Annotated in this window: 32 protein-coding genes; 26 read left to right on the top strand and 6 right to left on the bottom strand. The window is 65.2% G+C overall.

Features of this window, described 5'->3' with window-relative positions; genetic code table 11:
• The first annotated feature begins 5 nt into the window (after positions 1-5).
• Positions 6-569 carry a hypothetical protein gene (locus FLM21_RS16970; RefSeq protein ID WP_148716702.1) on the top strand — a complete coding sequence of 188 codons (564 nt, stop codon included), beginning with the start codon at positions 6-8 and terminating at the stop codon, positions 567-569.
• Positions 570-587: 18 nt separating this feature from the next.
• On the opposite strand, the gene FLM21_RS16965 is transcribed toward FLM21_RS16970, so the two are convergent.
• The gene (locus FLM21_RS16965; RefSeq protein WP_148716701.1) at positions 588-1,601 is read right to left on the bottom strand and encodes a phage portal protein; all 1,014 of its coding nucleotides are present in this window, start codon (positions 1,599-1,601) and stop codon (positions 588-590) included.
• Positions 1,598-3,376, bottom strand: a complete 1,779-nt coding sequence (locus FLM21_RS16960; protein ID WP_148716700.1) for a terminase large subunit domain-containing protein — start codon at positions 3,374-3,376, stop codon at positions 1,598-1,600. Before FLM21_RS16960 ends, FLM21_RS16965 begins: the two co-directional genes overlap by 4 nt.
• Before the next feature lie 157 nt (positions 3,377-3,533).
• Between FLM21_RS16960 and FLM21_RS16955 the strand changes: the two genes are divergently transcribed.
• The 25 genes from FLM21_RS16955 to FLM21_RS16840 all read left to right on the top strand — a co-directional run bounded on the left by FLM21_RS16955 (position 3,534) and on the right by FLM21_RS16840 (position 20,862).
• Positions 3,534-4,355: a GPO family capsid scaffolding protein gene (locus FLM21_RS16955; RefSeq protein WP_148716699.1), complete on the top strand. Its 822-nt coding sequence runs from the start codon at positions 3,534-3,536 to the stop codon at positions 4,353-4,355.
• Positions 4,356-4,396: 41 nt separating this feature from the next.
• Complete coding sequence (locus tag FLM21_RS16950; protein ID WP_148716698.1) at positions 4,397-5,419, top strand: phage major capsid protein, P2 family; 1,023 nt, start codon at positions 4,397-4,399, stop codon at positions 5,417-5,419.
• Positions 5,420-5,421: 2 nt separating this feature from the next.
• A complete protein-coding gene (gene gpM, locus FLM21_RS16945; RefSeq protein WP_148716697.1) occupies positions 5,422-6,120 on the top strand; it encodes a phage terminase small subunit in 699 nt (232 codons plus the stop codon).
• A gap of 104 nt (positions 6,121-6,224) precedes the next feature.
• The gene (locus tag FLM21_RS16940) at positions 6,225-6,692 is read left to right on the top strand and encodes a head completion/stabilization protein (protein ID WP_148716696.1); all 468 of its coding nucleotides are present in this window, start codon (positions 6,225-6,227) and stop codon (positions 6,690-6,692) included.
• Positions 6,689-6,895: a tail protein X gene (locus tag FLM21_RS16935; protein WP_148716695.1), complete on the top strand. Its 207-nt coding sequence runs from the start codon at positions 6,689-6,691 to the stop codon at positions 6,893-6,895. Before FLM21_RS16940 ends, FLM21_RS16935 begins: the two co-directional genes overlap by 4 nt.
• A 2-nt stretch (positions 6,896-6,897) precedes the next feature.
• Positions 6,898-7,275: a putative holin gene (locus FLM21_RS16930; RefSeq protein WP_187359958.1), complete on the top strand. Its 378-nt coding sequence runs from the start codon at positions 6,898-6,900 to the stop codon at positions 7,273-7,275.
• Complete coding sequence (locus FLM21_RS16925; RefSeq protein ID WP_148716693.1) at positions 7,272-7,598, top strand: phage holin family protein; 327 nt, start codon at positions 7,272-7,274, stop codon at positions 7,596-7,598. The genes FLM21_RS16930 and FLM21_RS16925 overlap by 4 nt, the downstream gene beginning before the upstream one ends.
• Positions 7,576-8,373 carry an N-acetylmuramidase domain-containing protein gene (locus FLM21_RS16920; protein ID WP_148716692.1) on the top strand — a complete coding sequence of 266 codons (798 nt, stop codon included), beginning with the start codon at positions 7,576-7,578 and terminating at the stop codon, positions 8,371-8,373. The genes FLM21_RS16925 and FLM21_RS16920 overlap by 23 nt, the downstream gene beginning before the upstream one ends.
• Positions 8,370-8,897, top strand: coding sequence for a lysis system i-spanin subunit Rz (locus FLM21_RS16915; RefSeq protein WP_148716691.1), 528 nt, complete (start codon positions 8,370-8,372; stop codon positions 8,895-8,897). Before FLM21_RS16920 ends, FLM21_RS16915 begins: the two co-directional genes overlap by 4 nt.
• A complete protein-coding gene (locus FLM21_RS16910) occupies positions 8,881-9,282 on the top strand; it encodes a phage tail protein (RefSeq protein WP_148716690.1) in 402 nt (133 codons plus the stop codon). Before FLM21_RS16915 ends, FLM21_RS16910 begins: the two co-directional genes overlap by 17 nt.
• The gene (locus FLM21_RS16905; RefSeq protein WP_148716689.1) at positions 9,279-9,725 is read left to right on the top strand and encodes a phage virion morphogenesis protein; all 447 of its coding nucleotides are present in this window, start codon (positions 9,279-9,281) and stop codon (positions 9,723-9,725) included. The genes FLM21_RS16910 and FLM21_RS16905 overlap by 4 nt, the downstream gene beginning before the upstream one ends.
• Positions 9,726-9,793: 68 nt before the next feature.
• Positions 9,794-10,429, top strand: coding sequence for a phage baseplate assembly protein V (locus FLM21_RS16900; RefSeq protein WP_148716688.1), 636 nt, complete (start codon positions 9,794-9,796; stop codon positions 10,427-10,429).
• Between the two features lie 5 nt (positions 10,430-10,434).
• Entirely contained in the window at positions 10,435-10,779 is a 345-nt protein-coding gene (locus tag FLM21_RS16895; RefSeq protein ID WP_246120748.1) for a GPW/gp25 family protein, read from the top strand.
• The gene (locus tag FLM21_RS16890) at positions 10,776-11,678 is read left to right on the top strand and encodes a baseplate assembly protein (protein WP_148716686.1); all 903 of its coding nucleotides are present in this window, start codon (positions 10,776-10,778) and stop codon (positions 11,676-11,678) included. Before FLM21_RS16895 ends, FLM21_RS16890 begins: the two co-directional genes overlap by 4 nt.
• Complete coding sequence (locus FLM21_RS16885) at positions 11,675-12,238, top strand: phage tail protein I (protein WP_148716685.1); 564 nt, start codon at positions 11,675-11,677, stop codon at positions 12,236-12,238. Before FLM21_RS16890 ends, FLM21_RS16885 begins: the two co-directional genes overlap by 4 nt.
• Entirely contained in the window at positions 12,239-13,561 is a 1,323-nt protein-coding gene (locus FLM21_RS20940; protein WP_187359957.1) for a glycine-rich domain-containing protein, read from the top strand. It begins immediately after the preceding gene.
• A 9-nt stretch (positions 13,562-13,570) separates the two neighbouring features.
• On the top strand, positions 13,571-14,137 hold the full coding sequence (locus tag FLM21_RS16875) for a DUF4376 domain-containing protein (protein WP_148716683.1): 567 nt from the start codon (positions 13,571-13,573) through the stop codon (positions 14,135-14,137).
• 103 nt (positions 14,138-14,240) lie between these two features.
• Positions 14,241-15,413, top strand: a complete 1,173-nt coding sequence (locus tag FLM21_RS16870; protein ID WP_148716682.1) for a phage tail sheath protein — start codon at positions 14,241-14,243, stop codon at positions 15,411-15,413.
• A gap of 47 nt (positions 15,414-15,460) precedes the next feature.
• Positions 15,461-15,976, top strand: coding sequence for a phage major tail tube protein (locus FLM21_RS16865; RefSeq protein WP_148716681.1), 516 nt, complete (start codon positions 15,461-15,463; stop codon positions 15,974-15,976).
• A 29-nt stretch (positions 15,977-16,005) separates the two neighbouring features.
• Positions 16,006-16,308, top strand: coding sequence for a phage tail assembly protein (locus FLM21_RS16860; RefSeq protein WP_148716680.1), 303 nt, complete (start codon positions 16,006-16,008; stop codon positions 16,306-16,308).
• 8 nt (positions 16,309-16,316) lie between these two features.
• Complete coding sequence (locus tag FLM21_RS16855; RefSeq protein ID WP_148716679.1) at positions 16,317-16,436, top strand: GpE family phage tail protein; 120 nt, start codon at positions 16,317-16,319, stop codon at positions 16,434-16,436.
• Between the two features lie 65 nt (positions 16,437-16,501).
• The gene (locus FLM21_RS20935; RefSeq protein WP_187359956.1) at positions 16,502-16,678 is read left to right on the top strand and encodes a hypothetical protein; all 177 of its coding nucleotides are present in this window, start codon (positions 16,502-16,504) and stop codon (positions 16,676-16,678) included.
• Positions 16,635-19,391 (top strand): phage tail tape measure protein, encoded by a 2,757-nt coding sequence (locus tag FLM21_RS16850; RefSeq protein WP_148716678.1) that lies wholly within the window; start codon positions 16,635-16,637, stop codon positions 19,389-19,391. Before FLM21_RS20935 ends, FLM21_RS16850 begins: the two co-directional genes overlap by 44 nt.
• 11 nt (positions 19,392-19,402) lie before the next feature.
• The gene (locus tag FLM21_RS16845; protein WP_148716677.1) at positions 19,403-19,828 is read left to right on the top strand and encodes a phage tail protein; all 426 of its coding nucleotides are present in this window, start codon (positions 19,403-19,405) and stop codon (positions 19,826-19,828) included.
• Positions 19,825-20,862, top strand: coding sequence for a phage late control D family protein (locus tag FLM21_RS16840; protein WP_148716676.1), 1,038 nt, complete (start codon positions 19,825-19,827; stop codon positions 20,860-20,862). The genes FLM21_RS16845 and FLM21_RS16840 overlap by 4 nt, the downstream gene beginning before the upstream one ends.
• 38 nt (positions 20,863-20,900) lie before the next feature.
• On the opposite strand, the gene FLM21_RS16835 is transcribed toward FLM21_RS16840, so the two are convergent.
• The 4 genes from FLM21_RS16835 to FLM21_RS16820 all read right to left on the bottom strand — a co-directional run bounded on the left by FLM21_RS16835 (position 20,901) and on the right by FLM21_RS16820 (position 23,310).
• Complete coding sequence (locus FLM21_RS16835) at positions 20,901-21,548, bottom strand: GGDEF domain-containing protein (protein ID WP_148716675.1); 648 nt, start codon at positions 21,546-21,548, stop codon at positions 20,901-20,903.
• A 152-nt stretch (positions 21,549-21,700) separates the two neighbouring features.
• Complete coding sequence (locus FLM21_RS16830; RefSeq protein ID WP_148716674.1) at positions 21,701-21,970, bottom strand: hypothetical protein; 270 nt, start codon at positions 21,968-21,970, stop codon at positions 21,701-21,703.
• A gap of 652 nt (positions 21,971-22,622) precedes the next feature.
• Positions 22,623-22,841, bottom strand: coding sequence for a hypothetical protein (locus FLM21_RS16825; RefSeq protein ID WP_148716673.1), 219 nt, complete (start codon positions 22,839-22,841; stop codon positions 22,623-22,625).
• Positions 22,842-23,070: 229 nt separating this feature from the next.
• Complete coding sequence (locus tag FLM21_RS16820; protein WP_148716672.1) at positions 23,071-23,310, bottom strand: hypothetical protein; 240 nt, start codon at positions 23,308-23,310, stop codon at positions 23,071-23,073.
• Between the last annotated feature and the right edge of the window lie 170 nt (positions 23,311-23,480).

Genomic DNA, 23,480 nt, shown 5'->3' with positions numbered 1-23,480 from the left:
CTGGGGTGCTGAAGAAGATTGCTTCAATGTTCGGACGCAAGAAGGACCCCCTGGATGCATATCGCGTCGATCATCTGGCTGGGCGCACTGTCGATGCTGCGACGTTCCCCCAAAAGGACTTGCTGGTTGGCGAGGACCTTTATGCGTACCGACTCACGTTCATGGTTTCGAACGACGATGCAGACCGAGTGCGAAGTGCTATCGCGACTCAGTTCCTGATCCCATCCGTTGGGAGATATTTCATCGTCGAAGTCACCAATTCTCGCGGATACTCGATTCACGGAGCGGTCCGTCCCGAGTTCAACGGCGCCGTCGTGGAAATGCTCACCAACAGTGTGGACCTGCTTCACACGTTGGATGCGCTGCAGCTGCAACCGCTGCAGCCCTGGCTTGCCTTCCCAGGGTTTGATCCGGAAGGCGTTGGAAGCTTGCAGGGGAACATTGAATTTTGGTGGTCACACTTTTGGGCGCCGTTCTGGCGCTCGCTATCTGCTGCGAGACGGCTGCAATACCTGCAGTCAGCACCTGCTGTGTGGGCTGAATTCATCGAAACCCACCAGAGCAACTGAGCGGCAGACACAGCTCAATCACGGCTGCGACTGCCTAGCGTCTCGCACTGCCTCCACCGACAGCGAATAGGGCTCGAACCGTACCACCTCCTCCCCAAGCCAGTCGTTCAGTTCCGCAAACCGCATCTGCAGCGGCTTCACTTCGTTGGCCTCGAACACCTGGGCCGCCTTGGTCGCATCCCCGAAGCCGCCGGTGTTGTTGGGGATGATGCCCATGAGCTGCGGCGGCACGCGGTGAGCCGCAAGCTGGTCGTCGCGGGTCACGTTCTTGATGTTCCAGAACTCATCCTTGGCTGCCACTTCCGATACCGGGATGATCTGGATTCCTTTCTCCTTGCCGCCCGGCGCGTGGATGAACAGGTTCTTGAAGTTGCCCGGTCCCTTGGCGTTCTTCAGTGCCTCGCGCAGCCGATCGATGTCGCCCTGCTGCTGCGCGGTGTCGGTCATGTAGAGGATGAAGCCGGCGTGCGCGCCGTTGGTGTAGTAGCGCCGGCGGAACAGCGTGGCCGACTCGTTCAGCCAGGTCGCCTGCATGCTGGCCAGGTACTCCGGCAGCCCGTACACCTCCTGATTGATATCCGGCTCGCTCAGGTGCCAGACGCTGCCCGCCTCGAACTCGTGCGCCTGGCCGACCTCGGTCACGAAGAAATAGCGATCCAGATCCACACCGCGCCGCGTGTACTTGGCCAGCGCCGGCTGCAGCTTGAAGCGTGAGCCCAGGCGCGAGCGGCGCACCTCGGCGTAGCAGTTCCCGAAGATCGCGTATTCCAGCACCAGCCGGCCGAAGTCCGAGCGCGACAGCATTCGGTGCGGCTTGAAGGTGCTCACCAGGATGTTGCGCTTCACATAGATCGGCGAGCTATGGTGCACCGCGGCCCGGAACGACTTGGCCAGCGCATCCCACGGGATCGGCGGCTCGTACCATTTGCCGAAGCGTGCGCACTCCAAGTAGTCGATCAGCTCGCGGCGGTCCATCACCGGCACCGCATCGCCGAAGGTGAACGCCTCGATGTGTTGGGTCTGCTGGGTCATTCAAAAATCTCCATGAAGCTCTGGCTGTGTGCGCTTTCCCCTTCCAATGGCTCATGGCAAAGGGCGTGCATGATCGACCACGCCAGATCGGCGTGGCTGGTGGTCTTGCTGCGGCCGGCCTTGTAGGTCGCCTGCCGGCCGGAATCGGTCATCGTTTTCTTGATCGCCATGAAGGCCGCGGGAATCTCGGTCCAGCCGTGTTCCCACTGCAGGCGGCGCTTGCTGATCACGTCGTACGCCTTCAGCACCATGTAGTTCTTCAAGTCGGCCGAGTAGTTGAAGCCGCGCACGCCCGGATAGAACTGCTTCACCAGCTGGTACACGCCGGCACCGATGCCGGTGATGTCCATTCCGACGTACTGCACGTTGTAGCACTGGGTCATCAGGCGGATTGCCTCGGCCTGGGCCGCGAAGTCCAGGCCCTTCCACTGGTGCCGCTCCAGCACGCGGAACGGCCCGCCCGGCACCTTGGGCGGCGCCAGCACTACACAACCCGCGCTATCACCGCCGGTGTTCGAGCCAGCCGGGTCATAGCCGATCCACACCGGCTCATAGCCATACGGGCGCAGCGCCAGCTGCTTCACGTCCGCCCATTCGGCCCAGCTGTCCACCATGCACGGCTGCAGCATCGACAGCGGGAACACGCTGGTCGCGTCGTCCGCGAACTCGCACATGTAGAGCTGCCGGAACTCAAGCGGATTGCGCTCGCGCTCCAGCGTCTCCATGTTCAGGAAGCTGCATCCTGCTGCGATCGCGTCCATCACGGTCACGATCTGGCGCCACTGCGCATCTCCGCATAGCACGCCGCGCTGCAGCGCCGCGTGGCTGATGTCCACGCTGATGTGCTGGTCCTTCGGCCGCCCCTCGTTAAACAGCTCGCCAGACCAGAACGGGTAAGCTTCATGGCTGATCGCCGAGGGCGTCGAGAAATACGTCTGCCGGAACCGCTCATGGCTGGCCATGCCGGAAGCCACGTTGCGCAGCTGCGCGAACCGCGGAATCCAGAAAATTTCGTCGATGTAGACGTTGCCCGAATAGCTCTGCGTCGAGCGGAAGTTCGTGCCCAGGAAGTAGAGCTTGGCCCCGTTGGGCAGCTGGATCGGATCGCCCTTGAGCTCGATGCCGATCGTCTCGCGCACGAAGTCCTGCATGTACAGCCGGAACTGGTACGCCTGGGATTTACTGGCCGAGATGAAAATCTGATTCCGCCCGGTCAGCAGCGCATCGATCAGCGCCTCGCGCGCAAAGTAGAACGTTGCCCCGATCTGCCGGCTTTTCAGGATGGTGCGGATCCGGTGCTTCAGGCCCGCGCGATACCAGTGCTTGTTGTATTCGAACTGGCTCGCCTTGAAGGCCTCGACCAGCGCCTCCTGCTCAGCCTCGCTGATCGCGTTGCGCGTCGGCGCCTTCTTCGGCTTCGCGTTGCGGTTGGCCACCTTGGGGTTCAAGTCGGCTTCAGTACCGCCATTCTGGTAGCGGCCCACGCGCGCCTTGCGCTCTTCCGAGCGCTGCAGCTGCCGGTTCAGTAGATCGATTTCCTTGAAGTCGCGGCCTTCCTTGGCCGGCTTCAGCGTCAGCTCGATCAGTCGCGCCTCGAACGTCGCGTCGACGCGATCTGCCGGCGTGGCTTGGTCCCATTGGTCGCGGCGCTTCCAGCTGTGGATCGTCACCGGCTTCTCGCCGATCAGCTCGGCGATGCGGGCCACGCGCAGCCCCTGCCAGTAGAGCAGCTGGGCGCGGCGGCGCGGATCGGGGTTGTAGGTCAGGTCATCCATGGCGCAAGGATGTCGCGCCGATTCCCGCCCATCCCGCTACCGCCAATGTGCCCCGCGGTGGCACACCGGCCCTTGATTGCCGCCCCTGTCCCGCCGTCACCAACATGGCACCTGTAACCAGCGCCCACTGGGGCGAGCCACCGAACAGGGAGCCGAGATGGCAGGCAAGACGAAGTTTTTCCGCGTAGCGCTCGAAGGCGCCACCACCGACGGCCGCGTGATCCAGCGCTCATGGATCGAGCAGATGGCCAGGAACTACCGACCGTCTCGCTATGGCGCTCGCTGCAACCTCGAACACATCAAGGGCATTTCGCCCGATAGCCCATTTTGCGCCTACGGCGACGTGCTCGCCCTCAAGGCCGAAGCGGTGCAGGAAGAGGGCGGCAAGCTGGGCCTCTATGCCCAGATCGACCCCACCGACGAAGCCATCGCGCTGAACCGCAAGCGCAAGAAGGTCTACCCCTCGATCGAGATCGACACCGAGTTCGCCGACAGTGGCGAGGCCTACCTGGTAGGCCTGGCCTTCACCGACACCCCGGCCAGCCTCGGCACCGACATGCTCGCCTTCGCCGCTGGCGCCAAGGTCAACCCGTTCGCCTCCCGCAAGCTGCGCCCGGAAAACCTCTTCTCCGCCGCCGACTTCGCCATCGAGCTGGAGCTCGAGTCCGACGAAGACACCGGTCCCGGCATCCTCGACAAGGTGAAGCAGCTCTTCAGCCGCAGCGCCCAAGCCCAGGCCGGCCGCAACAAGGAAACCGACGAGGCCATCGAGCTCGTCGCCAGCGATCAAGCCAGCCTGCGCGAGGCCTACTCACGGGATGTGAACGCGCTGCGCACCGAGGTCGACAGCCTGAAGGCGGACCGGGACAAGGACCGTGAAGCTTTTGCTGCCCTGCGTGAAGCACTCAGCCAGCAAGACGGTGGCGGCCAGCGGCCGGCCGCCAAGGGCGGCGAGGTCAACCACGCAACCGACTGCTGATTGCCAGCGGCCCCCGATACCGAAAAGAGAGAAACCGCACCATGCGCAACGAATCCCGCCTTGCCTTCAAGCAGTACCAGATGCAGCTGGCCAAGCTCAATGGCATCGACGTCGAAGACTTGTCCAAGCGCTTCACCCCGACGCCCAGCGTCGGCCAGACCATCGAGAAGAAGATCCGTGAATCGAGCGACTTTCTCTCGCGCATCAACGCGTACGGCGTGCGTGATCTCAAGGGCAAGCGCATCGGCATGGGCGTGTCCGGCTCCATTGCCAGCCGCACCAATACCAAGATCAACCCGCGCAAGACCAAGGACGTCGCCGCGCTCGACGATCTGATGTACGAGCTGCACAAGACCGATTTCGATACCCACATCACCTACGAAATGATCGATCAGTGGTCGGAATTCCCCGAGTTCCAGACCATGCTGCGCGATGCCATCCTCGAACAGCAGGCCGCGGACCGCCTCATGATCGGCTTCCACGGCACGCACGTCGCGGCCAACAGCGATCCGGTGGCGTTCCCGCTGCTGCAGGACATGAACATCGGCTGGCTGCAGCAGTACCGCAACAACGCACCCGAACGCGTCATGAGCGAAGTGGTCGAGGCGTCGAACAAGGTCAAGGTTGGCGGCGCCGGCGCGGACTTCAAGAACATCGACGCCCTGGTCTACGACGCCGTGAACGGCCTGATCCACCCCAATTTCCGCGGCGCCACGGATCTGGTCGTGCTCTGCAGTACCAACACGCTGGCCGACAAGTACTTCCCGCTGATCAACCGCGACCAACCGGCCTCCGAAGTGCTGGCGAGCGACATCATCATCAGCCAGAAGCGCATGGGTGGCTTGCAGGCCATCGCGCCCACCAGCTTCCCGGATGGCACGCTGCTCATCACCAAGCTCAAGAACCTCTCGATTTACTACCAGAAGGAATCCCGCCGCCGCACCCTCCGCGAGGCGCCGGAATACGACCGGATCGAGAACTTCGAATCGGTGAACGAAGGCTATGTGATCGAGCGCTTCGAGGCCGGCTGCCTGGTCGAGAACATCGAGTTCGGCGAGGGCTGATCGTGAGCAGCCCATCCCGCCGCCACTTCGCGCGCGCCGTCGCGGCCAAGGAAGCCGCGGCTGCCGGGGCCGATCCCATGTCGCGCGCCGACGCCACCAATTACCAGCTGCAGCTGCTGCAACTCGCCGAACATCGCCGCCGCCTGAAGGGCGTCATGTCGATGGAAGGCAAGGCCGCACTCAAGCGCCAGATCCTGCCTGAGTACGCCGACTACGTGGCCGGCGTGCTCTCCGCCGGCACCGGCGCTCAGGACGATGTGCTGATGACGGTGATGGCCTGGCGCATCGACGTGGCCGATTTCGCCGGCGCGCTGGCCATCGCCGAGTACGCCATCCGCTACGGCTTGGCCATGCCGGATCAGTACCAACGCACCGCCGCGAACTGGATCGCTGAAGAGTTTGCCGACATGGCTCTGCGGGCTCACGCCGCCGGCGGCCTGATCGACCACGCCAGCCTGATCCGCGCGGACGAGCTCACGGCCGACAAGGACATGCCCGACGAGGTACGCGCCCGCCTGCGCAAGGCCATTGGCCTGGGCCTCGCCGCCGATGCACTGCCCGACGATGTGGCCCTGCGCGAGCAGGCACTGCAGTACCTGCGCCGCGCGCTGGAGCTGCACGACAAGGTTGGCGTGAAGAAAGACATCGAACGGCTCGAACGCGAGCTGAAGAACCTGGCCGGCGCCGCTGGCGCCAGCTGACCGAGCGTACCCCGCGCGACAGGCGGCGCGGGGTGGCGATGGCCCAACCCTGACCGGACGGCCGATCAAAGCCCCGCCCACCGCCTCCTGCATGAGGATCACCGATGTTCGTCGCAATCGGCCCCAACGCCACCGAGCCCGCCGGCGATGCCATCGTCAGCGGCGCGTTCTGGCCCGCCATCTCGCCGACGGATTTCCGCTTGGCGATGCGCGCAGACAGCGCCATCACCGCCAACCGGGTCCGCGGCGCACTGATCGAGGCCATCGCTGCGGTCAACGGCCAGTTGGCGCCATGGCGCCTGCAGCAGCAGGCCGGCGGCAGTGCCACCCTTGCTGCGGTGCCGGCAGAAGTGGTCGACGGCCAGAGCGAGAAGGTGCAGCGCTACGTGCGCGCGGTGTACTGCATCGCCAAGGCGAACCTGGTCGAGCGCTACCGCGATTACGACCTGACCCATACCGGCAAGGACAAGGCCGAAGAGCTCGACGAACCGATCGACGATCTGCGCCGGGATGCTGCTTGGGCCGTCGCCGACATCCAGCAGCGCCCGCGCTGCACGGTCGAGCTCGTATGAAAGTCCGCGCGCGTCAGGGCGATACCGTTGACCAGTTGTGCTGGCGCCACTACGGCCGCACCGGCGGCGTCACCGAGCAAGTGCTGCAGGCCAATCCCGGCTTGGCGGACCTCGGCCCAGTCCTGCCGCAAGGCCATCTCGTTGAACTACCCGACCAACCCGCACCGATGGCCGCGCGCCAGCAGGTGCAACTATGGGATTGACCATGCCAGAACCCATTACCACCAGCGGCCTCGGCGGCTTCGCTTTCTTCGGCGCCGTACTCGTCAGCCTGTTCCCCGGCGTCGATGCCGGCGTGGTCCTTGCCGCCTTCGGCGGAGCTGTACTGTTCGTCGCCACCTCGCCCGAACTGGGTGGCTGGGCCAAATTGCTCTACCTGATCGTATCGCTGATCGCCGGCTGCATGGCCGCCCCGTTCGCCGCCGCGCTACTCGGGCTGCTGCTGTTCGGGCAGGTCAGCGTCGATAAACCGGTCGGCGCGCTGATCGCCGCAACCATTGCCGTCAAGTTGCTACTGTGGCTGATCCGTCGCGCCGACGATCCCGCCGCGTGGCTCGATCTGCTCAGGGGGCGCAAGCAATGACTTACCTCGTCTGGATCAATGCGCTGCTGTGCCTGCTGATCGCCGGCCGGCTGGTGGCGTTCCGCCGTGACGGCGCCACGTATCGCCCTTGGGTGTCCTGGCTGGCCTACGTCATTGTCGTCGCTGCCGGCTCGGTGCCGATCCGTGTGCTGTTCGGCGTGCCGGTGCCGGTCGATGTGTCGACGGTGCTGATCAATGGCCTGGTCTGCCTCGCGCTGTTCTCGGTGCGCGGCAACCTGATGGCGCTGTTCCGCGCCGACGCGCACAGCCTGATCTGCCAACTGCTGGAGGGCCGGCGTCATGCGCGTCCTGCGTCTCGGTGATACCGGTATCGAGGTGCGCGAGCTGCAGCAACTGCTCGCGCGAGCCGGCTGGCAGGGCAAGGTCGACGGCTGGTTCGGTGAAGCAACCGAGCTCGCCGTCCGGGCCGCGCAGCAGCGTTATGGCCTGGTGGTCGACGGCATCGCCGGCCCCAAGACCTTCGACGCGCTCAAGGCGGGTCAGCGCCCACCCAAGCTGTTGACCATGCAGGATCTGCAGATCGCCGCCGACGCCCTCGGCGTGCCGCTGGCCAGCGTACAGGCCGTCAACGAAGTGGAAAGCCGCGGCAAAGGCTTCCTGCCCGATAGCCGCCCGGTGATCCTGTTCGAGCGCCACATCATGTACCGGCAGCTGCGCGCAGCCGGTCGCGATGCCGACGCGCTGGCCCAGCGCTACCCGGCAATCATCAATCCTGCCCGTGGTGGCTATGCCGGCGGCGCTACCGAGCACATGCGGCTTGGCCAGGCGTCTGGCATCGACGTGGATTGCGCGCTGGCGTCGGCCAGTTGGGGCGCCTTCCAGATCATGGGCTTTCACTGGGCATCGCTGGGCTACGGCAGCGTGCAGGATTTCGCGAGCGACATGCGCGAATCCGAAGGCCACCAGCTGCAGGCCTTCGTGCGCTTCATCCTGGCTGATACCGCCCAGCACAAAGCGCTCAAGGCCAGGAAGTGGGCCGACTTCGCCCGCGGCTACAACGGCCCGGCCTACAAGGAAAACCTCTACGACGTGAAGCTTGCCCGCGCCTACGACCGCTACGCCAAGGTGCCGGCATGACCTGGGCGCTGCTGCGTACCGTCGGCCTGCGCTGGCTGCTGCTGGCTGGCCTGGCCGCTGCCTTGCTCGGCTACGGCTGGTTGCGCGGCGCAGCCTCGGTGCGTGACGACTGGGAGCGCGCCGACCTGCGGCGCGATCTGCAGGATGCCCAGGCGCTGGTCACTGCCCACGACAAGGCCCGCCGCATCGAGCGAGATGCCGCCACCCGCGAGGCTGCCGCCGAACGAACCTACCAGGAGTCCCTGACCCATGAAAAAGCCCGTCACGATCGCCTGCTGGCTGATGCTCGCCGCGGCGCTGTCCGCCTGTCAGTCCCCGTCCGTACCGTCGACGCTTGTCCTGTGCCCGCAGCTGCCGCCGGCACCGGCCGCGGTGATGGTGAAGCGCGAGCCGAGCTTTCAGACGCGGCTGCAGGATTTCTTGTCGGGCTCGCCTTTGATGCCGACACCGTAGTGCGGCAGCTCACCGCCTGCCAAGCCATCGTCGATAGCGACCGCGAGGCGTCCCGTGCTCAAGCCCAATAGCCTGCGTGCTACGCTGCTGGCCAGCGTGCCGGGCCTCAGTGTCGATCCAGACCGATTGCAGATCTTTCTCGACGAGGGGCGGATCATCGCCACCGGTACGCGCTCGCACTCCTTTGAGTACGCCTACACGCTCAACGCCATCGTCACCGAATACGCCGGCCACGCCGACGCGATCGTGGTGCCGGTGCTGCAATGGTTGCGCCTCAACCAGCCCGACCTGCTCGACAACCCGGACAAGCGCCGCGACGGCTTCACCTTCGAGGCCGATCTACTCAGCCATGGTGGTGTCGATCTCTCCCTCAAAATTCAGCTGACCGAGCGAGTGGTGGTGCGCGAGGGCACCGACGGCAGCCTGATCGCCGAGCATTGCGAAGAGCCGCAGTGAACAACCTGCTCGATCTGCAGGCCCAGGTCGCTGGCCTGCTCACCCAGGTGGATGCCCCGGCCCGGCGCCGGCTCGCACGCGAGGTGGCCATCACCCTGCGCCGCAGCCAAGCCCAGCGCATCGCCCAGCAGCGCAATCCAGATGGCAGCGCCTATGCCGCGCGCAAGCCGCAGCTGCGCGAGAAGGGCGGCCGCATCCGTCGCGCCATGTTTGCCCGCCTGCGCACTGCCCGTTACCTGAAGCAACGGGCAGACGCCGACGGCGCCGTCATCGAATTCACTGGCCGCGTGCTGCGCGTGGCTCGCGTCCACCAGTTCGGCCTGCGCGATCGCGTTCGCCGCAATGGCCCAGAGGCGGATTACCCGCAGCGGCAATTGCTGGGCTTCACCGAGGCCGAAGAACGCATGGTGCTGGATCTCGTGCTCGCTCACCTCGGCGGCTGACGCTGTGCACCGCGCTCGCACAGTAGCCGCGCCGCGCGGGCGCGCAACTGCCGCGGCATGCTCCGCCCATGAACCCCATTCCTGATCTCGCCCGCCGCCTGGAAAGCCTGCTGCGCTTTGGCACCATCGCCCAAGTGGATCACGCCCACGCCCGCTGCACCGTCACTACCGGCGGCATCACCACCGAGTGGCTGCCCTGGCTCGCGCTGCGCGCCGGTCGCACCCGTTGCTGGAACCCACCCACCGCGGGCGAACAATGCGCCGTGCTGGCGCCATCCGGCGAGCTGGCCGGCGGCCTGGTGCTGGTCGGCCTCTTCAGCGATGGTGGCCCGGCGCCGTCGAGCAATCCCGACGAAACCCTGACCGTATTCCCGGATGGCGCCACGCTGCGCTACAACCACGCCACTCACGCCATGACGATCGACGGTATCGCCTCGCTGGTGGTCAATGCCTCGGACAGCATCACCCTGCGTGCCGGCAGCCAGGTGGTGCTCGATGCACCGCAAACCACCTCGACCGGTCAGCACACCATTGAGGGGCTGCTCATCTATCTGGCCGGGCTGGTCGGCGAGGGTGGCGGTGCCGGATCGGTCATCACCGGCCCGTTGACGCAATCCGATGGGCCGCTCACCAGCAATGGCATCGCGTTCGGCGCGCACCGTCACCCCGAATCCATCGGCGACATCACCGGGGTGCCGCAATGATCGGCATGGACGCCAACACCGGCCGCTACCTGGCCGACAACGCGCACCTGCAGCAGTCGGTGCGTTGCATCCTCTCCACGCCGATCGGCTCGCGCGTCATGCGCCGCGAGTTCGGCAGCCTGCTGCCCGAGCTGATCGACCAGCCCCTCGTCGGTGCCACGGTGCTGCGCATACTGGCAGCCTCGGCCATGGCGCTGATGCGCTGGGAGCCGCGGCTGCAGATCGATCGCATCAGCGTGTCCGTTGGAGTCGGCGGCAGCCTGATGGTGGACATCGAAGGCCAGTCCATTGACGGCCCGCGTCGCACCGGCGTCGCCCTGTCCGTGCCGCTTGCCTTGGGGGCTGCATGAGTTTTGATTTCTCCCGCCTGCCACCGCCGGACCTCATAGTCCGCTCCGATTTCGAGGCCATCCTCGCCCGGCGCAAGGCGGACCTGCTCAAGCTGGTACCAGCTGATCAGCGCGCCAACGTCGAGCGCACGCTCACGCTTGAATCGGAGCCCATGGCCATCCTGCTGCAGGAAGCGGCCTATGCCGAGCTGCTGTTCGAACAGCGGGTCAACGAGGCCGCGCTCGGCAGCATGCTGGCCACTGCCCAGGGCGCCGACCTCGACAACCGCGCTGCAGACTATGGCGTCAGCCGCTTGCTGATCACCCCGGCCGACCCTGCCGCCGTGCCACCGATTGCTGCGGTGTGGGAGTCCGACGATCGCCTGCGGCTACGCGCGCAGATGGCGCTGGAAGGGCTGTCTGTCGCCGGCCCGCGTGCCGCCTACGTGTTTCATGCGCTGTCGGTATCGGCGAACGTCGCCGATGTGGCCGTGCATAGCCCGGCCAGTGATGGGGTAGTGCATGTCCACGTGCTGGATGCGCGCGGCGGCGGCGTACCGGATGCCCAGCTACTGGCCGACGTGCAAGCCGCCCTGAGCGCGGAAACGGTCCGCCCCCTGTGCGACAAGGTCACGACGCTGGCCAGCGTGCCGATCAACGTCGATATCAGCGCCATCATCGAATTCGAGCCCGACGGCGAAGCCCTGTCCGGCAGCCTGTCTGGCGCCCGCGCCCGGCTCGATGCGCTGCTGCAGCAGCGCCGCGCGCTGGGCCAGGTGCTGCCCGTGTCGGCGATCGACGCGGCCCTGCATACCGATGGTGTGCGGCGGGTGCGCGTGCTCGCTCCGACCGCCGATGTGGTATGTGCGCTCAACGAATTCCCGCGCGCCGCAGCGATCACCCTGGAGCGCTGGGCATGACGCCACGCAGCCTGCTGCCGCCCAACCAGACCGCCATCGAGAACGCGCTGGCGCTGTCCCGTCGGCCAGCGGCGGATCCTTCGGCATTGCGCCACCTGAGCGATGCCGCACGCTGCCCGGCGCAGCTTCTGCCCTGGCTGGCCTGGGCGCGCTCGGTGGATCGCTTCGAGGCCGCCACCACCGAAGAGCAGCAGCGCGCCGTGATCGCCTCCTCGATCAGCGTGCATCGGCGCAAGGGCACGGTCGCCGCGGTACGCCAGGTGTTCAGGGATCTTGGGCTCGGTGAAGTCACCATCGACGAAGGCGCCAACGGGCACAGCTACGACGGCAGCACCAGTTTCGATGGCTTTGCCAACTATGACGATGTCGGCGGCTGGGCCGAGTACCGCGTCCATGTCGACAAGCTGCTTTCGGTCGAGCAGGCCGCCTTGGCCCGCGACATCCTCACCGATGTCGCCCCGGTGCGCTGCCACCTCTGGGGCCTCGACTTTACCGGCGCCGAACTGCTCTACAACAACCTCGCCGCCTTCGACGGCAGCTACACCTACGGAGTCGCCTAAATGGCCAACCTCAACGAACCGCCCGTTCCTGGCTTCCCCGGCGTCTACCAGCTGGAACTGACCGACCGCGTGAAGGGCGGCGCCGGCGGCACCGCCAACCGCCAAGCCGAGCAGTTGGTCGAGCGCACTGCGCACCTCAAGCAGCGCGCCGACGCGGGCGATGCTGCACTCGTGGCACACGCTACCGCGGATGATCCGCATCCTGCCTACTGGAACAACACCCGAGGCGACGCCAAGATAGCCGCTGCCATCGCGGCGTTGGTGGCAGCCTCTCCATCCACGCTCGATACGCTGGCCGAGCTGGCCACAGCGCTGGGCAATGATCCGAACTTTTCGACCACGATCCTGAACGCTTTGGCTGGGAAGTCCGCGATCACCGGCATCCAGACGCAAGCCTATTCCGCGTTTGCCACCACGGGCGCCGCGCCCAGCTTCGCGCTCACGCCGGCACCGGGCCTGGCCGCATATGCTGCCGGGCAACGCTTTCGGGTCAAGTTTCATGCCGCCGGCACCACGGGTAGCAACCTGCTCAACATCAGCGGGTTGGGCACCAAGTCTCTGATGCAGTACGACGCCAACGGCAACAAGGTTGCGGCCACGATCAAGGCAGCTCAGCTCGCCGATGTCGAATACGACGGTGCAGACATGGTGGTGCTGGATGCGTTACCGGCCAACACTATTCCGGGCAATGCGCAGGTGTTCACAGCCAGCGGCTCGTTCACCGTGCCGGCCGGTGTAACAAGGGTCATGGTCGAGTGCTGGGGCGGCGGTGGCGGTGGCGGTGCTACTGATGTCGTCTCAGGAAGCGGTGGCGGCGGCGGTGCGGGAGGTTATGGCCGGGGCCTATACGCCGTTACGCCGGGGCAAGTTATCGCTGTGACGATCGGTAGTGGTGGCTTCGGTGCAGCGGCAGGATCAACCGCGGGTGCCGGCGTGGGTGGAACGTCTAGTTTTGGGTCGATGCTCTCCTGCACGGGGGGCGGCGGTGGGGTAAGTCATTACTCAGGGGCAAACGGCGGTCCTGGCGGCACTCCGGTTGGCCACAACGCAGGTGGCTGGAGCGGCCAAAACGGAACGTCCGGTGTTTATTCGTCCGGGCCGATCATAACGGCGTCGGGGTATTCGGTTTCCGGCGGCAGCGGAGGTGGTCCTGCCGGCGGCGCGGGATGCGGCGGAGGCGGTGGCAGCCCGAGCGGCGTTTCAGGCCAGGCCAGGGCGGGTGGCATCGGTAGCGGCGGGGGCGGAGCAGCTGGCCGCGATGGAGGCAACAGCTACACGCCGGGAGCTGCGGGCGGCCCAGGTATGGTCGTGGTGTACTGGTAAGGGGCAAGCATGAGAACCTATGCACGTATTGAGCAGGGCGTCGTGGTAGAACTGCTGCAAGCCGAGCAGCTGCCAGAATTCCATCCATTGTTGAACTGGCGGGATGTGTCGACCGTGCCGGGCATTGCAGAGGGTTGGCGCGAAACCGGTGAGAGTTTTGTGGCACCGGTGCCAAGCATCAGCCCTGAGGCCGCCCTCGCAATGACGCGTGCCACCGCCAGGGCACAGATCAACTACTGGCGCGACACGCAGGAGCGCGCCGCCATCGTGTTCGATCACGCCGGCCACCGCTGGGATGCCAGCTTGCAGGTGCGCGATCGCCTGAATGCCACGCTCGGCAGCCTCAATGCGTACGGCCTGCCGGCCGGCTTCTTCTGGACGGATGCGGATAACATCGACGTGCCCATGACGCAGCTGGAACTGCAGGCGCTGGCCGAAGCGCACGAGCGCGCCATCTTCGCCCGCGGCTGGCAGATCCACGCGCGCCAGCGCGAGCTCAAGCGCCAGGTGGACGCCGCCAACGCCGAAGAGCTGGCCAGTTTCCGCCCGGATTGGCCAGGCACCGCTGCTGCATAGCGGCTGGCCCGTGTGCGCGCCGCCGGCACAGTACCCGGCGGCGGCGCTTCGCACAGCGGCTCGGCATCCTGAGGGCTGATCAACCCCGCACAGGATCAGCCCCATGCCGGCAGACTTTCACCATGGCGTGCGCGTCATCGAAATCAACGAAGGCGTGCGCACCATCCGCACCATCAGCACCGCCATCATCGGCCTAGTGGTCATCGCCACCGATGCCGATGCCGCGGCCTTCCCGCTCAATACCCCTGTCCTGATCACCAATGTGCGTCAGGCCATCGGCAATGCCGGCACCCAGGGCACGCTGGCCAAGTCGCTGGAAGCCATCGCCGATCAGGCATCCCCATTCATCGTGGTTGTGCGCGTGGCGGAGGGCCAGACCGCCGCTGAAACCACCAGCAACGTCATCGGCACTACCACGGCAGAGGGCAAGAAGACCGGCATTAAGGCGCTACTGGCCGCCCAGACCGCGCTCGGCGTCACGCCGCGCATTCTGGCCGCGCCCGGCCTGGATACCGTGGACGTGGCTACCGAGCTGGTCAGCGTGGCCAAGGAAATGCGGGCCATGGTCTATGCCAGCTGCTGGGATTGCGCCACCAAGGAAGCGGCGGTCCTTTACCGCGAGAACTTCGGCGCCCGCGAGATCATGCTGCTCTGGCCGGACTTCACCGCGTGGGATACCGAGACGGATGCCGTCGGCACCACCTGGGCCACGGCACGGGCAGTGGGCCTGCGCGCAGCGATCGACGAGGAACAGGGCTGGCACAAGTCGCTGTCCAACGTCGCCGTGAATGGCGTCTCCGGCGTTACGCGGGATGTGTACTGGGATCTGCAGAACCCGGCCACGGATGCGGGCTACCTCAACGCCAATGAGGTGACCTGCCTCATCAACAAGAACGGCTATCGCTTCTGGGGCAACCGCACCTGCTCGGATGAACCGCTGTTCGCCTTCGAGACGGCCACCCGCACCGCCCAGGTACTGGCCGACAGCATCGGCGACGCCATGATGTGGGCGAACGACAAGCCGCTTACGCCCACGCTGATCAAGGACATCGTCGAGACCATCAACGCCAAGATGCGCGAGCTCAAGGCCAACGGCTACATCATCGACGGCCGCGCCTGGTACGACGAAGACGTGAACACGCCGGCTACGTTGAAGGAAGGCAAGGTCACCATCGATTACGACTACACCCCGGTGCCACCCGCCGAAAACATCATGTTCCGGCAGCGCATCACCGATCGCTACTTCGCGGATTTCGCCGCCCAGATCAACGGTTAACCACCGATGCGGGCCGGCACGCCGGCCTGCCATGACAAGGAACCCCCATGGCACTGCCACGCAAGCTCAAGAATCTGATGATGTTCGTGGATGGCGTCGAGTACGCCGGCCAAGTCCCAAGCGTCACCTTGCCCAAGCTCACCCGCAAGACGGAAGCCTACTCCGCCGGCGGCATGGCCGGCGCGGTCGGCATCGACCACGGCCTCGACGACGATGCGCTGATTGTGGAATGGGAGCGCGGCGGCTGGGCGCGGGAAGAAACCCGCGCGCTCGGCACGGCCCGCCTCGATGGCGTGCTGATCCGCTTCACCGGCTCGCTGCAGCGGGAAGACACCGGTGCCGTCGATTCGGTGGAAATCATCATGCGCGGCCGTCACGAGGAAATCGACCGCGGCGAGGCCAAGCGCGGTGAGGACACCAGCACCAAGATCAAGACGCGCTGCGCCTACTACAAGGAAACCTTCAACGGCATCACGGACGTCGAGATCGACGTGCTGAACATGGTGGAGGCCTACGGCGGCGTCGACCGCCAGGCCGAGCACCGCCGCGCCCTCGGCCTGTAACTCCGTTGAACTGATCAGGAAGCCACCCCATGACTCAAACCGCTACCGCCGTTGTCACCCTCGATACGCCCATCCAGCGCGGTGAATCCACCACCATCACCGAAATCACCCTGCGCAAGCCGGGCGCCGGCGAGCTGCGCGGCGTTTCCCTGGTGGAGCTCTCCCGCCTGGAAGTCGGCGCGCTGATGACGGTACTGCCGCGCATCTCGCAGCCCACCTTGCTGCCCGAGGAAGTGCGGCAGATGGATCCGGCCGACCTCCTGCAGTGCGGTACGGAGATTTCCAGTTTTTTGCTGCCGAAAGCGGTGAAAGCGGAATACCAGATCGAGTAGAGGACGCCATGGCGGACATCGCCACCGTCTTCCACTGGCCGCCCCAGGCCATGGATGGGATGGCGGTGTCCGAGCTGATGGCCTGGCGCGAGCGTGCCCGCGTCCGCTGCGGCAGTGACGAGGCGTGATCCGCGCCACGCACTGCCGTTTTTCTTTCCCTTATCCTGCAGGTGTCTCGTGCCGCCCGTTGCCCATGTCCGACCTCGCCATTGCCCTGGTTACGCTCTGCCTGGATCTGCTGCTCCGCACCGCGCTGCTGCTGGGCAAGCTGCTGCGGTGGGCCAGCCGTTTCACCGCGCGGCTGATCAGTGCGCGAGGTGCGCGCAGTGAATCGCGAGCTTCGCCTGCAGGTGGTACTGAGCGCGATTGATCGCGTCACCGCGCCACTCCGGCGCATCAGCAGCGGCAGCAGTGGCGCCGCCAAAGAGCTGAACAGCCTGCGCAGCAAGCTGGCGGACCTGCAGAAGGTGCAGGGTAATATCGATAGCTACCGGCAGGCCTCGCGCGCTGTCGGTGTGGTGGCCGGCAGGCTGCGCCAGCAGCGGGATATCGTTGCCCAGCTGCGCCGGGAGATGGAAGCCACAGAGCGCCCCAGCGCTGCCATGCTGCGCACACTCAAGGTAGCCCAAGGGGAATACAGCGCGCTGCGCACAGCCCAAACCCGCAACATCGAGCGTATGCGCCAATCGCGTGATGCGCTCGCCGCCGCCGGCATTGAAACCAAGGCACTGTCGCGCCATCAAGGCCAGCTGCAGCAGCGCATCGACGAAGCTAGCGCCGCCATCACCGTGCAGAAGGGCAAGCTCGGCCAGCTCAATGCCGAGATGCAGCACCTGGCCAAGCTCAAGGCCGCCCACGGCAAAGCCATGATGGCGACCGGCGTCGCAGCGGGTGCCGGCTACGCCATGCTCGCCGCTGGCCAGGCCGGGCAGCGCGCCATGATGAAGCCGATCGGCGCCTATGCCGAAGCCGAGGATGCACGCACCCAGCTGCGCGTGTCGCTGATGGGCGCAGATGGCAGGGCCTCCGCCGAGTTCGCCCGGATCGATGCCCTGGCCACCCGGCTGGGCGATCGCCTGCCCGGCACCACAGCCGATTTCCAGAACATGATGACGATGCTGGTGCGCCAGGGCATTCCCGCACGGAACATCCTCGGCGGCGTCGGCGAAGCCACGGCGCTGCTCGGCGTGCAGCTCAAGATGGCGCCGGATCAGGCCGCCGAGTTCACCGCCAAGCTGCAGGACGCCACCCGCACCGCCAACGGCGACATGCTGGCGCTGACCGACACCATCCAGCGTGCGTTCTACCTGGGCGTTGATCCCGGCAACATGCTCGAAGCCTACAAGGGCCTCGGCCCGGTGATGGACATGATCAGGCAGAAGGGGCTGGAAGGCGCCAATGCCATGGCCCCGTTCGTGGTGATGATGGATCAGGCCGGCATGCGCGGCGAATCGGCGGGCAACGCCATCCGCAAGGTCGTGGCCGGCTCGCTCAACGTCGGCAAGATTGCCAAGGCCCAGGCCGATCTGCTCGCCACCACCGGTGTGCGGCTGAATCTGGACTTCACCGATGGCAAGGGTGAGTTCGGCGGCTTCGACAAGTTGATGCAGGAGCTCACCAAGCTGCGCGGCCTCGATACCGTCACGCGGCTGCAGGTACTCAAGGACATCTACGGCGACGACAAGGAAACCAACGAAGTCCTCTCCAAGATCATCGAGAAAGGCCAAGCCGGTTACGACGACGTGCTGCAGCGCATGCGCGATCAGGCCAGCCTGCAGCAGCGCGTGAACGAACAGCTCGGCACGCTCAAGAACCTGTGGGAGGCAGCCAGCGGCACCGCCACCAACATGCTAGCCGCCTTCGGCGAAGCCATCGCCCCGGAGCTCAAGGCCCTCACCGAATGGATCACCGAGACAGCCGGCGCCGTGCGCAACTGGGCATCGGAAAACCCGCGCCTCGCCGGCACGCTGATGAAGGTGCTGGGCTTCGCCGCGCTGCTGATCACGGCCCTGGGCGGCATCGCGGTGGCAGCCGCTTCGGTGCTGGGCCCCATGTTGCTGTCGCGCTTCATCCTGGCGCGCGCCGGTCTCGCGCTGTTTGGCCTGGGCGGCGGCGCCCGGGCGGCTACCGCTGGGCTGTCCCTCGCGCAGCGGGTCGTGGCGGCACTGCCCGGTGTACTGGGCAATGCCTGGCGGCTGATCAGCATCGTCGGCCAGGGCATGCTCTGGCTTGGCCGCGCCTTGATGCTGAACCCGATCGGGCTGGCTATTGCCGTGATCGCTGGCGCGGTGTATCTGCTGTGGCGCTACTGGGGCCAGGTGGATGCCGCCTTCCGGCAGTACCCCATCCTGAACTACGTGTTCCCCGTGATCGGCGCAGCCCGCGCGCTGATCAACAACTGGGGGCAGGTGTCCGGCTTCTTCCGTGCCGTGTGGGCCGAGCTGCAGGGCGCCGCCGCCGGTGGCCTGTCCGGCATCGCCGCGCTGATCATCAACTGGTCACCGCTGGGCCTGTTCCACCGCGCCATGGCGGCTGTGCTGTCCTGGTTCGGGATCGATATCCCGGCCAAGTTCACTGACTTCGGCCGCATGCTGATCGATGGCCTGATCGCGGGCATCAACCAGAAGTGGGAAGCCCTCAAGGCTCGGCTGTCCGCGCTGGGCGACAGCATCAGCGGCTCGGTGAAAGATGCGCTCGGCATTCGCTCGCCATCGCGGGTGTTCGCGGCAATTGGTGGCTGGACCATGGCTGGCCTCGCCCAGGGCCTGGAGCGCAACCAGCAAGGCCCGTTGTCCGCGGTATTGGAAACCGCGCGGCGCCTGGCCATCGCCGGCAGCGGCATCGCCCTGGGCACCTTGCCGGGTCAAGCCGGTGCCGATCCGCTGCGCATCGATACCCGTCCGCCACTCGCTGCCCGCGTTGGCGGCGGCATTCAGGTGGGCGGCGATCAGATCACCATCGAAATCAAGGTAGGGCCGGGGCAGGACATGGGCGAGCTACGGCAGATGCTGGCGCAGTTGCTGGATGAGCGCGAGCGCGGCAAGGCGGCACGTCTGCGCTCGATGTTGTCGGATCGCGATTGAGGGTGGCCAGCATGATGATGGCGCTTGGGATGTTCGTGTTCGGGCTGCGCACCGTGCCCTATCAGGAGCTGCAGCGGCAGCTCGCTTGGCGGCACGCCAGCACCGCCCGCGTCGGGCTGCGCCCGGCCCGGCAATACCTGGGCAAGGATGATGAAACCATCACGCTCTCCGGCGTGCTGCTGCCGCAGCTCACCGGTGGCCCCTCGTCGCTGGCGGAGCTCGAAGCGATGGGGGATGAGGGCGCTGCCTGGCCGCTGCTGGATGGCGAGGGCCGTATCTATGGTCTCTACGTGATCGAATCGCTGCAGACCACAGCCAGCCTGTTTTTCAGCGACGGCGCCGCCCGCCGCATCGAGTTCAGCCTGGTGCTGAAACGCATCGACGACGATGCGATCGATCAGATGGGCACACCACCGCTCGCCAAGGAAGTCGCATGACGGACAGCCGCAACAACCGCGTTGCTCGCCCACTGTTCCGCCTGGCGCTGAATGGGCAGGACATCACCCGCCGGCTGGAAGATCGCCTCGAATCGCTCACCCTCACTGACAACCGCGGCTTCGAAGCGGATCAGCTGGATGTCACGCTGCTCGACCACGACGGCCAGCTCGCCATCCCGCGCCGCGGCGTGAAGTTGTCGCTCGCGCTGGGCTGGTCGGATACCGGCCTGGTCGACAAGGGCACCTATATCGTCGATGAGGTGGAGCACAGCGGCAGCCCGGACAAGCTCACCCTGCGTGCCCGCAGTGCGGATCTGCGCGCCGGCCTCACCACCCAGCGCGAACAGAGCTATCACCGCCAGACCGTGGGTGCCATCGTGCGCAGCATCGCCGCACGGAACCAGCTGCAGGCTGTGCTGGGCAAGGGCCTGGCCGATGAGCTGATCGAGCACATCGACCAGACCAACGAATCAGATGCCAACCTGCTCACGCGCCTTGCCCAGCAGTGCGATGCCATTGCCACGGTCAAGGCAGATCGCCTGCTGTTCTGCCGTGCCGGCCAGGCGCAAACAGCGGGTGGGCAGCCCATCCCCACGGTCACCATCACCCGCGCCAGCGGCGATAGCCACCGCTTCACCTTCGCCGATCGGGATGCATTCTCGGCCGTGCGCGCCTACTACCACGATGCCAAGGCAGCGAAGAAACAGAGCGTGTCGGTGGATGGAAAAGGAGTGAAGTCAGGGCGAGGCACAGATCCCAGCGCGGACAACGTACGCGTGCTGCGCCACACCTACGCCACCAAAGCCACCGCCACGCGGGCAGCAAAAGCGGAATGGGAGCGGCTGCAGCGCGGCGTCGCGCAGTTCTCGCTCACCTTGGCCCACGGTCGGCCAGACCTCTACCCGGAAACGCCGGTCACGGTGTCCGGCTTCAAGTCGGAAATCGATGGGGAGGGGTGGCTGGTGGTGAGAGTGGCCCACGCCCTGGGTGGGGGTGGGCTCACGAGCGCGATTGAGCTTGAGCTGGCGCCATAGGTGCCACCATGCGTGCTGAGCGGTAGGGCATCGGCAAGCTAGTGCTGCGGAACCCCAGGGGGAGCATATAAACCGGTCGCCGCGATGTCCTTCCACATGACTGGCAATTCCAAGCCATGGCGGCGTATCAGTTTCACCTTGTACATATCCTCATCTGCTTCTGCCAGCATGTCTTCGGGCATCATCGGCAAGTCGGTCTGCATGAATTTGCCAATGCTGGCACCTAAAACGACTTCGCGTTTATCCAGCAGATAAGGCTGGGCGAGGGAGCGATTGATTTTGTCGCGAACAATGGCGACGGCCTTGCCGGTGGTATCCGGCAGAATGATGATGAATTCATCCCCGCCCATGCGGGCCACGGTATCCGTCGTGCGTACGCACAGCATAAGCCGAGCAGATACGATTTTAAGGATCTGGTCACCGGCTTGGTGGCCCAATTCATCGTTCACCAGTTTGAAGCCATCCAGATCAATCGCCAGGATGCCGATGAGGTGGTGCATCCGATCTGCCATGCCGAGCGCAATGGTAAGGCGGTCGAGTAACAATGCTCTGTTCGCCAGCCCAGTCAGTGGGTCGTGATGCGCGTCGTACTGTAAAACACGCAGTAGTTCTTCCAGTTGAGTCACCCGTCGGCGTAGCCGCTGGTTCTCCTGCCTAAGCGTTTCCATATGGATCTCCTGAACCATGAACTGGCTTCCAGCCAGCCAAAGTTTGTACAACGCAGCTTAGTAGTCGATGAGAACCAATAAGCAGATGAAGGGGCGAGTCTTTCAAATGATTTGATCGATTCGCGAAGGTCAATCCCAGCAACGTTGAATTGTGCTGAGAACGTGCAGCGCTAACGCGGCGCATCCCTGTCCAACAGATGGATCAGCGTTAATAGCGTCGCTGCACCGAGAAATGCCGCCAGTAAGCCGGGAACGCTAATGGCGGAAGGATCTTGCATGTCGTAGCCATAAAACAGGGCGCTCATCACCACGGCCCCCGAAGCGCCGATAACCAGCTCTTGCATGAGCTCAAGGCGTGCAAAATCCAGCCGGCGATAAACCAACAGGTGCGCGCCCGCAGCGACGGCCAAGCCAACAAGGACACAATCGAGAAGCACCATGGTTTTCTCCACAAAACGTCTGGCGGGCGTCGCTCACAAGCGATGCTGAGACCAGTCGTAGGGTCGGCCAACAATCGGCCGGCGCGCAGCGCGTTGCTCGGGCGCCGGGGGTAGGATCAGCTTTCTTGCCTTGGTTTCGGCTTTTACTGGTCGCTTTACATTCAGCACCAGGATGTTGGTAGGTTTCATTTTTGTATCTCAATGTCAGTGTCGGGGAGATCACCGCCAGCGGCGGCGCGGCCAGCAGTGTGTGTTGTTCAGGCATAGGCCCCACCTTGCGGGGTGGCCTATCAGCGAAGGCTTGGGTGCGCGATCACGCGCATAGGTGGCTTCTGCTGGGGGTAGTGCCTTGTCCGGGGCTCGAGCTGCGCAGGTAAGGCTTGAAAGCGCCATGGGGCGCACGCATTCCCGGCTGAGCATGGCCGGATCAAAAGGGCGGGATATCGGGAAGAGCTACAGGCTGCGCCACAGAAGGGAGGGGGCAGGCTACCGAAGTCCCACGGGTAGCCAGCGCAGCTTGCGTGCATAAGAAAGCACGAAAACAGTGTGCGCCCCTTTTCAGCAAAAGGACATCACTATCGCCCAGAAGGGCATTGGTCAGACGAGCGGTGGCCGCTGCACCTATGAAGCCTCGCCTGTTGGCGCCTGGTTGTTACCTGGGCTGTAGCCTGCTTTGTTGAACCGGCCCCATGTCGGTTTGGCGCCGTAGCCCTTCCCGGTAAAGGATCGCGCCAATCTGCCCCAGCACAGCCAGGTCATCCTCCGTGAGGTGCTTGGTCAGCTGCATCCAGCTCACCAGCTCAGCCAGTGCTTCGTTGACCCCGGCGGTACTGCCAATTGCATCCAGCACTTCGGCGTTGGTCTGCATCATCAAGAGTAGCGAGATACTTCGCCTGTCGCCTGCGTCCACAGTGCGTCTCCAGTCAGTGCCCCTCGGCCAGAATACGCGCAATCGTGGTGCAGCACGCCCATCAACAGAGGTGGACCGCTGCCCGGTCACTTGTAGCGGGCCGGCCACCGGCCCTCGCGCTTTTTCGAGTGCCAGCCAGCGGAAACGCGGAACGCATCCCAGCCGAAAACTGCGCAAAGCGCTGCACCGCCTATTCCCCGCACCCGCGTGCCTGCCAGTTCTGGTTCGCCGGATAGTGGCTGCTGCTGGTCGCGGCCAGCGCTTCCGCTGCGGTGTCGTACACGGTCCACACCTCTCTGGACCCACTCAGCGGGATCGCATCCACATACTGCAGGCGGATCTCTTCGACGGTGAGCTTGTGGGTGCTGGTCACCCATTTCCCGCGGGCGTGGTCGAAGTAGCGAAAGCTGAAGACTTCCTTGGTGTACATGGCATTGCGCTCCTAAAAGCTCAAATATAGAACGAACGTTCTATTTTGGCCAACGGAAGCGATGGTTGGAGGGTGGATTGTGCAAACGGGAGAGCGATGAATCTTGCGGTAGCTAGATCCCCAACCGGCGCTGGGCGGTGTTGGCCATCTGCAGATGCAGACGGATGCTG

It is taken from the genome of Chitinolyticbacter meiyuanensis (assembly GCF_008033135.1).
GTDB lineage: Bacteria > Pseudomonadota > Gammaproteobacteria > Burkholderiales > Chitinibacteraceae > Chitinolyticbacter > Chitinolyticbacter meiyuanensis.
Note: the sequence above shows the minus strand (reverse complement) of the source record. Positions and strands in the feature narration are given on the sequence as shown.

Coding starts and splice junctions, on each gene's coding strand:
- FLM21_RS16865 (WP_148716681.1), top strand. CDS start 15,461: ATGGCACTGCCACGCAAGCTCAAGAATCTGATGATGTTCGTGGATGGC.
- FLM21_RS20940 (WP_187359957.1), top strand. CDS start 12,239: ATGGCCAACCTCAACGAACCGCCCGTTCCTGGCTTCCCCGGCGTCTAC.
- FLM21_RS16885 (WP_148716685.1), top strand. CDS start 11,675: ATGACGCCACGCAGCCTGCTGCCGCCCAACCAGACCGCCATCGAGAAC.
- FLM21_RS16940 (WP_148716696.1), top strand. CDS start 6,225: ATGTTCGTCGCAATCGGCCCCAACGCCACCGAGCCCGCCGGCGATGCC.
- FLM21_RS16950 (WP_148716698.1), top strand. CDS start 4,397: ATGCGCAACGAATCCCGCCTTGCCTTCAAGCAGTACCAGATGCAGCTG.
- FLM21_RS16830 (WP_148716674.1), bottom strand. CDS start 21,970: ATGGTGCTTCTCGATTGTGTCCTTGTTGGCTTGGCCGTCGCTGCGGGC.
- FLM21_RS16900 (WP_148716688.1), top strand. CDS start 9,794: ATGAACCCCATTCCTGATCTCGCCCGCCGCCTGGAAAGCCTGCTGCGC.
- FLM21_RS16870 (WP_148716682.1), top strand. CDS start 14,241: ATGCCGGCAGACTTTCACCATGGCGTGCGCGTCATCGAAATCAACGAA.
- FLM21_RS16890 (WP_148716686.1), top strand. CDS start 10,776: ATGAGTTTTGATTTCTCCCGCCTGCCACCGCCGGACCTCATAGTCCGC.
- FLM21_RS20935 (WP_187359956.1), top strand. CDS start 16,502: ATGTCCGACCTCGCCATTGCCCTGGTTACGCTCTGCCTGGATCTGCTG.
- FLM21_RS16920 (WP_148716692.1), top strand. CDS start 7,576: ATGCGCGTCCTGCGTCTCGGTGATACCGGTATCGAGGTGCGCGAGCTG.
- FLM21_RS16930 (WP_187359958.1), top strand. CDS start 6,898: ATGCCAGAACCCATTACCACCAGCGGCCTCGGCGGCTTCGCTTTCTTC.
- FLM21_RS16955 (WP_148716699.1), top strand. CDS start 3,534: ATGGCAGGCAAGACGAAGTTTTTCCGCGTAGCGCTCGAAGGCGCCACC.
- FLM21_RS16825 (WP_148716673.1), bottom strand. CDS start 22,841: ATGATGCAGACCAACGCCGAAGTGCTGGATGCAATTGGCAGTACCGCC.
- FLM21_RS16895 (WP_246120748.1), top strand. CDS start 10,435: ATGGACGCCAACACCGGCCGCTACCTGGCCGACAACGCGCACCTGCAG.
- FLM21_RS16820 (WP_148716672.1), bottom strand. CDS start 23,310: ATGTACACCAAGGAAGTCTTCAGCTTTCGCTACTTCGACCACGCCCGC.
- FLM21_RS16965 (WP_148716701.1), bottom strand. CDS start 1,601: ATGACCCAGCAGACCCAACACATCGAGGCGTTCACCTTCGGCGATGCG.
- FLM21_RS16875 (WP_148716683.1), top strand. CDS start 13,571: ATGAGAACCTATGCACGTATTGAGCAGGGCGTCGTGGTAGAACTGCTG.
- FLM21_RS16835 (WP_148716675.1), bottom strand. CDS start 21,548: ATGGTTCAGGAGATCCATATGGAAACGCTTAGGCAGGAGAACCAGCGG.
- FLM21_RS16960 (WP_148716700.1), bottom strand. CDS start 3,376: ATGGATGACCTGACCTACAACCCCGATCCGCGCCGCCGCGCCCAGCTG.
- FLM21_RS16935 (WP_148716695.1), top strand. CDS start 6,689: ATGAAAGTCCGCGCGCGTCAGGGCGATACCGTTGACCAGTTGTGCTGG.
- FLM21_RS16860 (WP_148716680.1), top strand. CDS start 16,006: ATGACTCAAACCGCTACCGCCGTTGTCACCCTCGATACGCCCATCCAG.
- FLM21_RS16915 (WP_148716691.1), top strand. CDS start 8,370: ATGACCTGGGCGCTGCTGCGTACCGTCGGCCTGCGCTGGCTGCTGCTG.
- FLM21_RS16840 (WP_148716676.1), top strand. CDS start 19,825: ATGACGGACAGCCGCAACAACCGCGTTGCTCGCCCACTGTTCCGCCTG.
- FLM21_RS16925 (WP_148716693.1), top strand. CDS start 7,272: ATGACTTACCTCGTCTGGATCAATGCGCTGCTGTGCCTGCTGATCGCC.
- FLM21_RS16845 (WP_148716677.1), top strand. CDS start 19,403: ATGATGATGGCGCTTGGGATGTTCGTGTTCGGGCTGCGCACCGTGCCC.
- FLM21_RS16855 (WP_148716679.1), top strand. CDS start 16,317: ATGGCGGACATCGCCACCGTCTTCCACTGGCCGCCCCAGGCCATGGAT.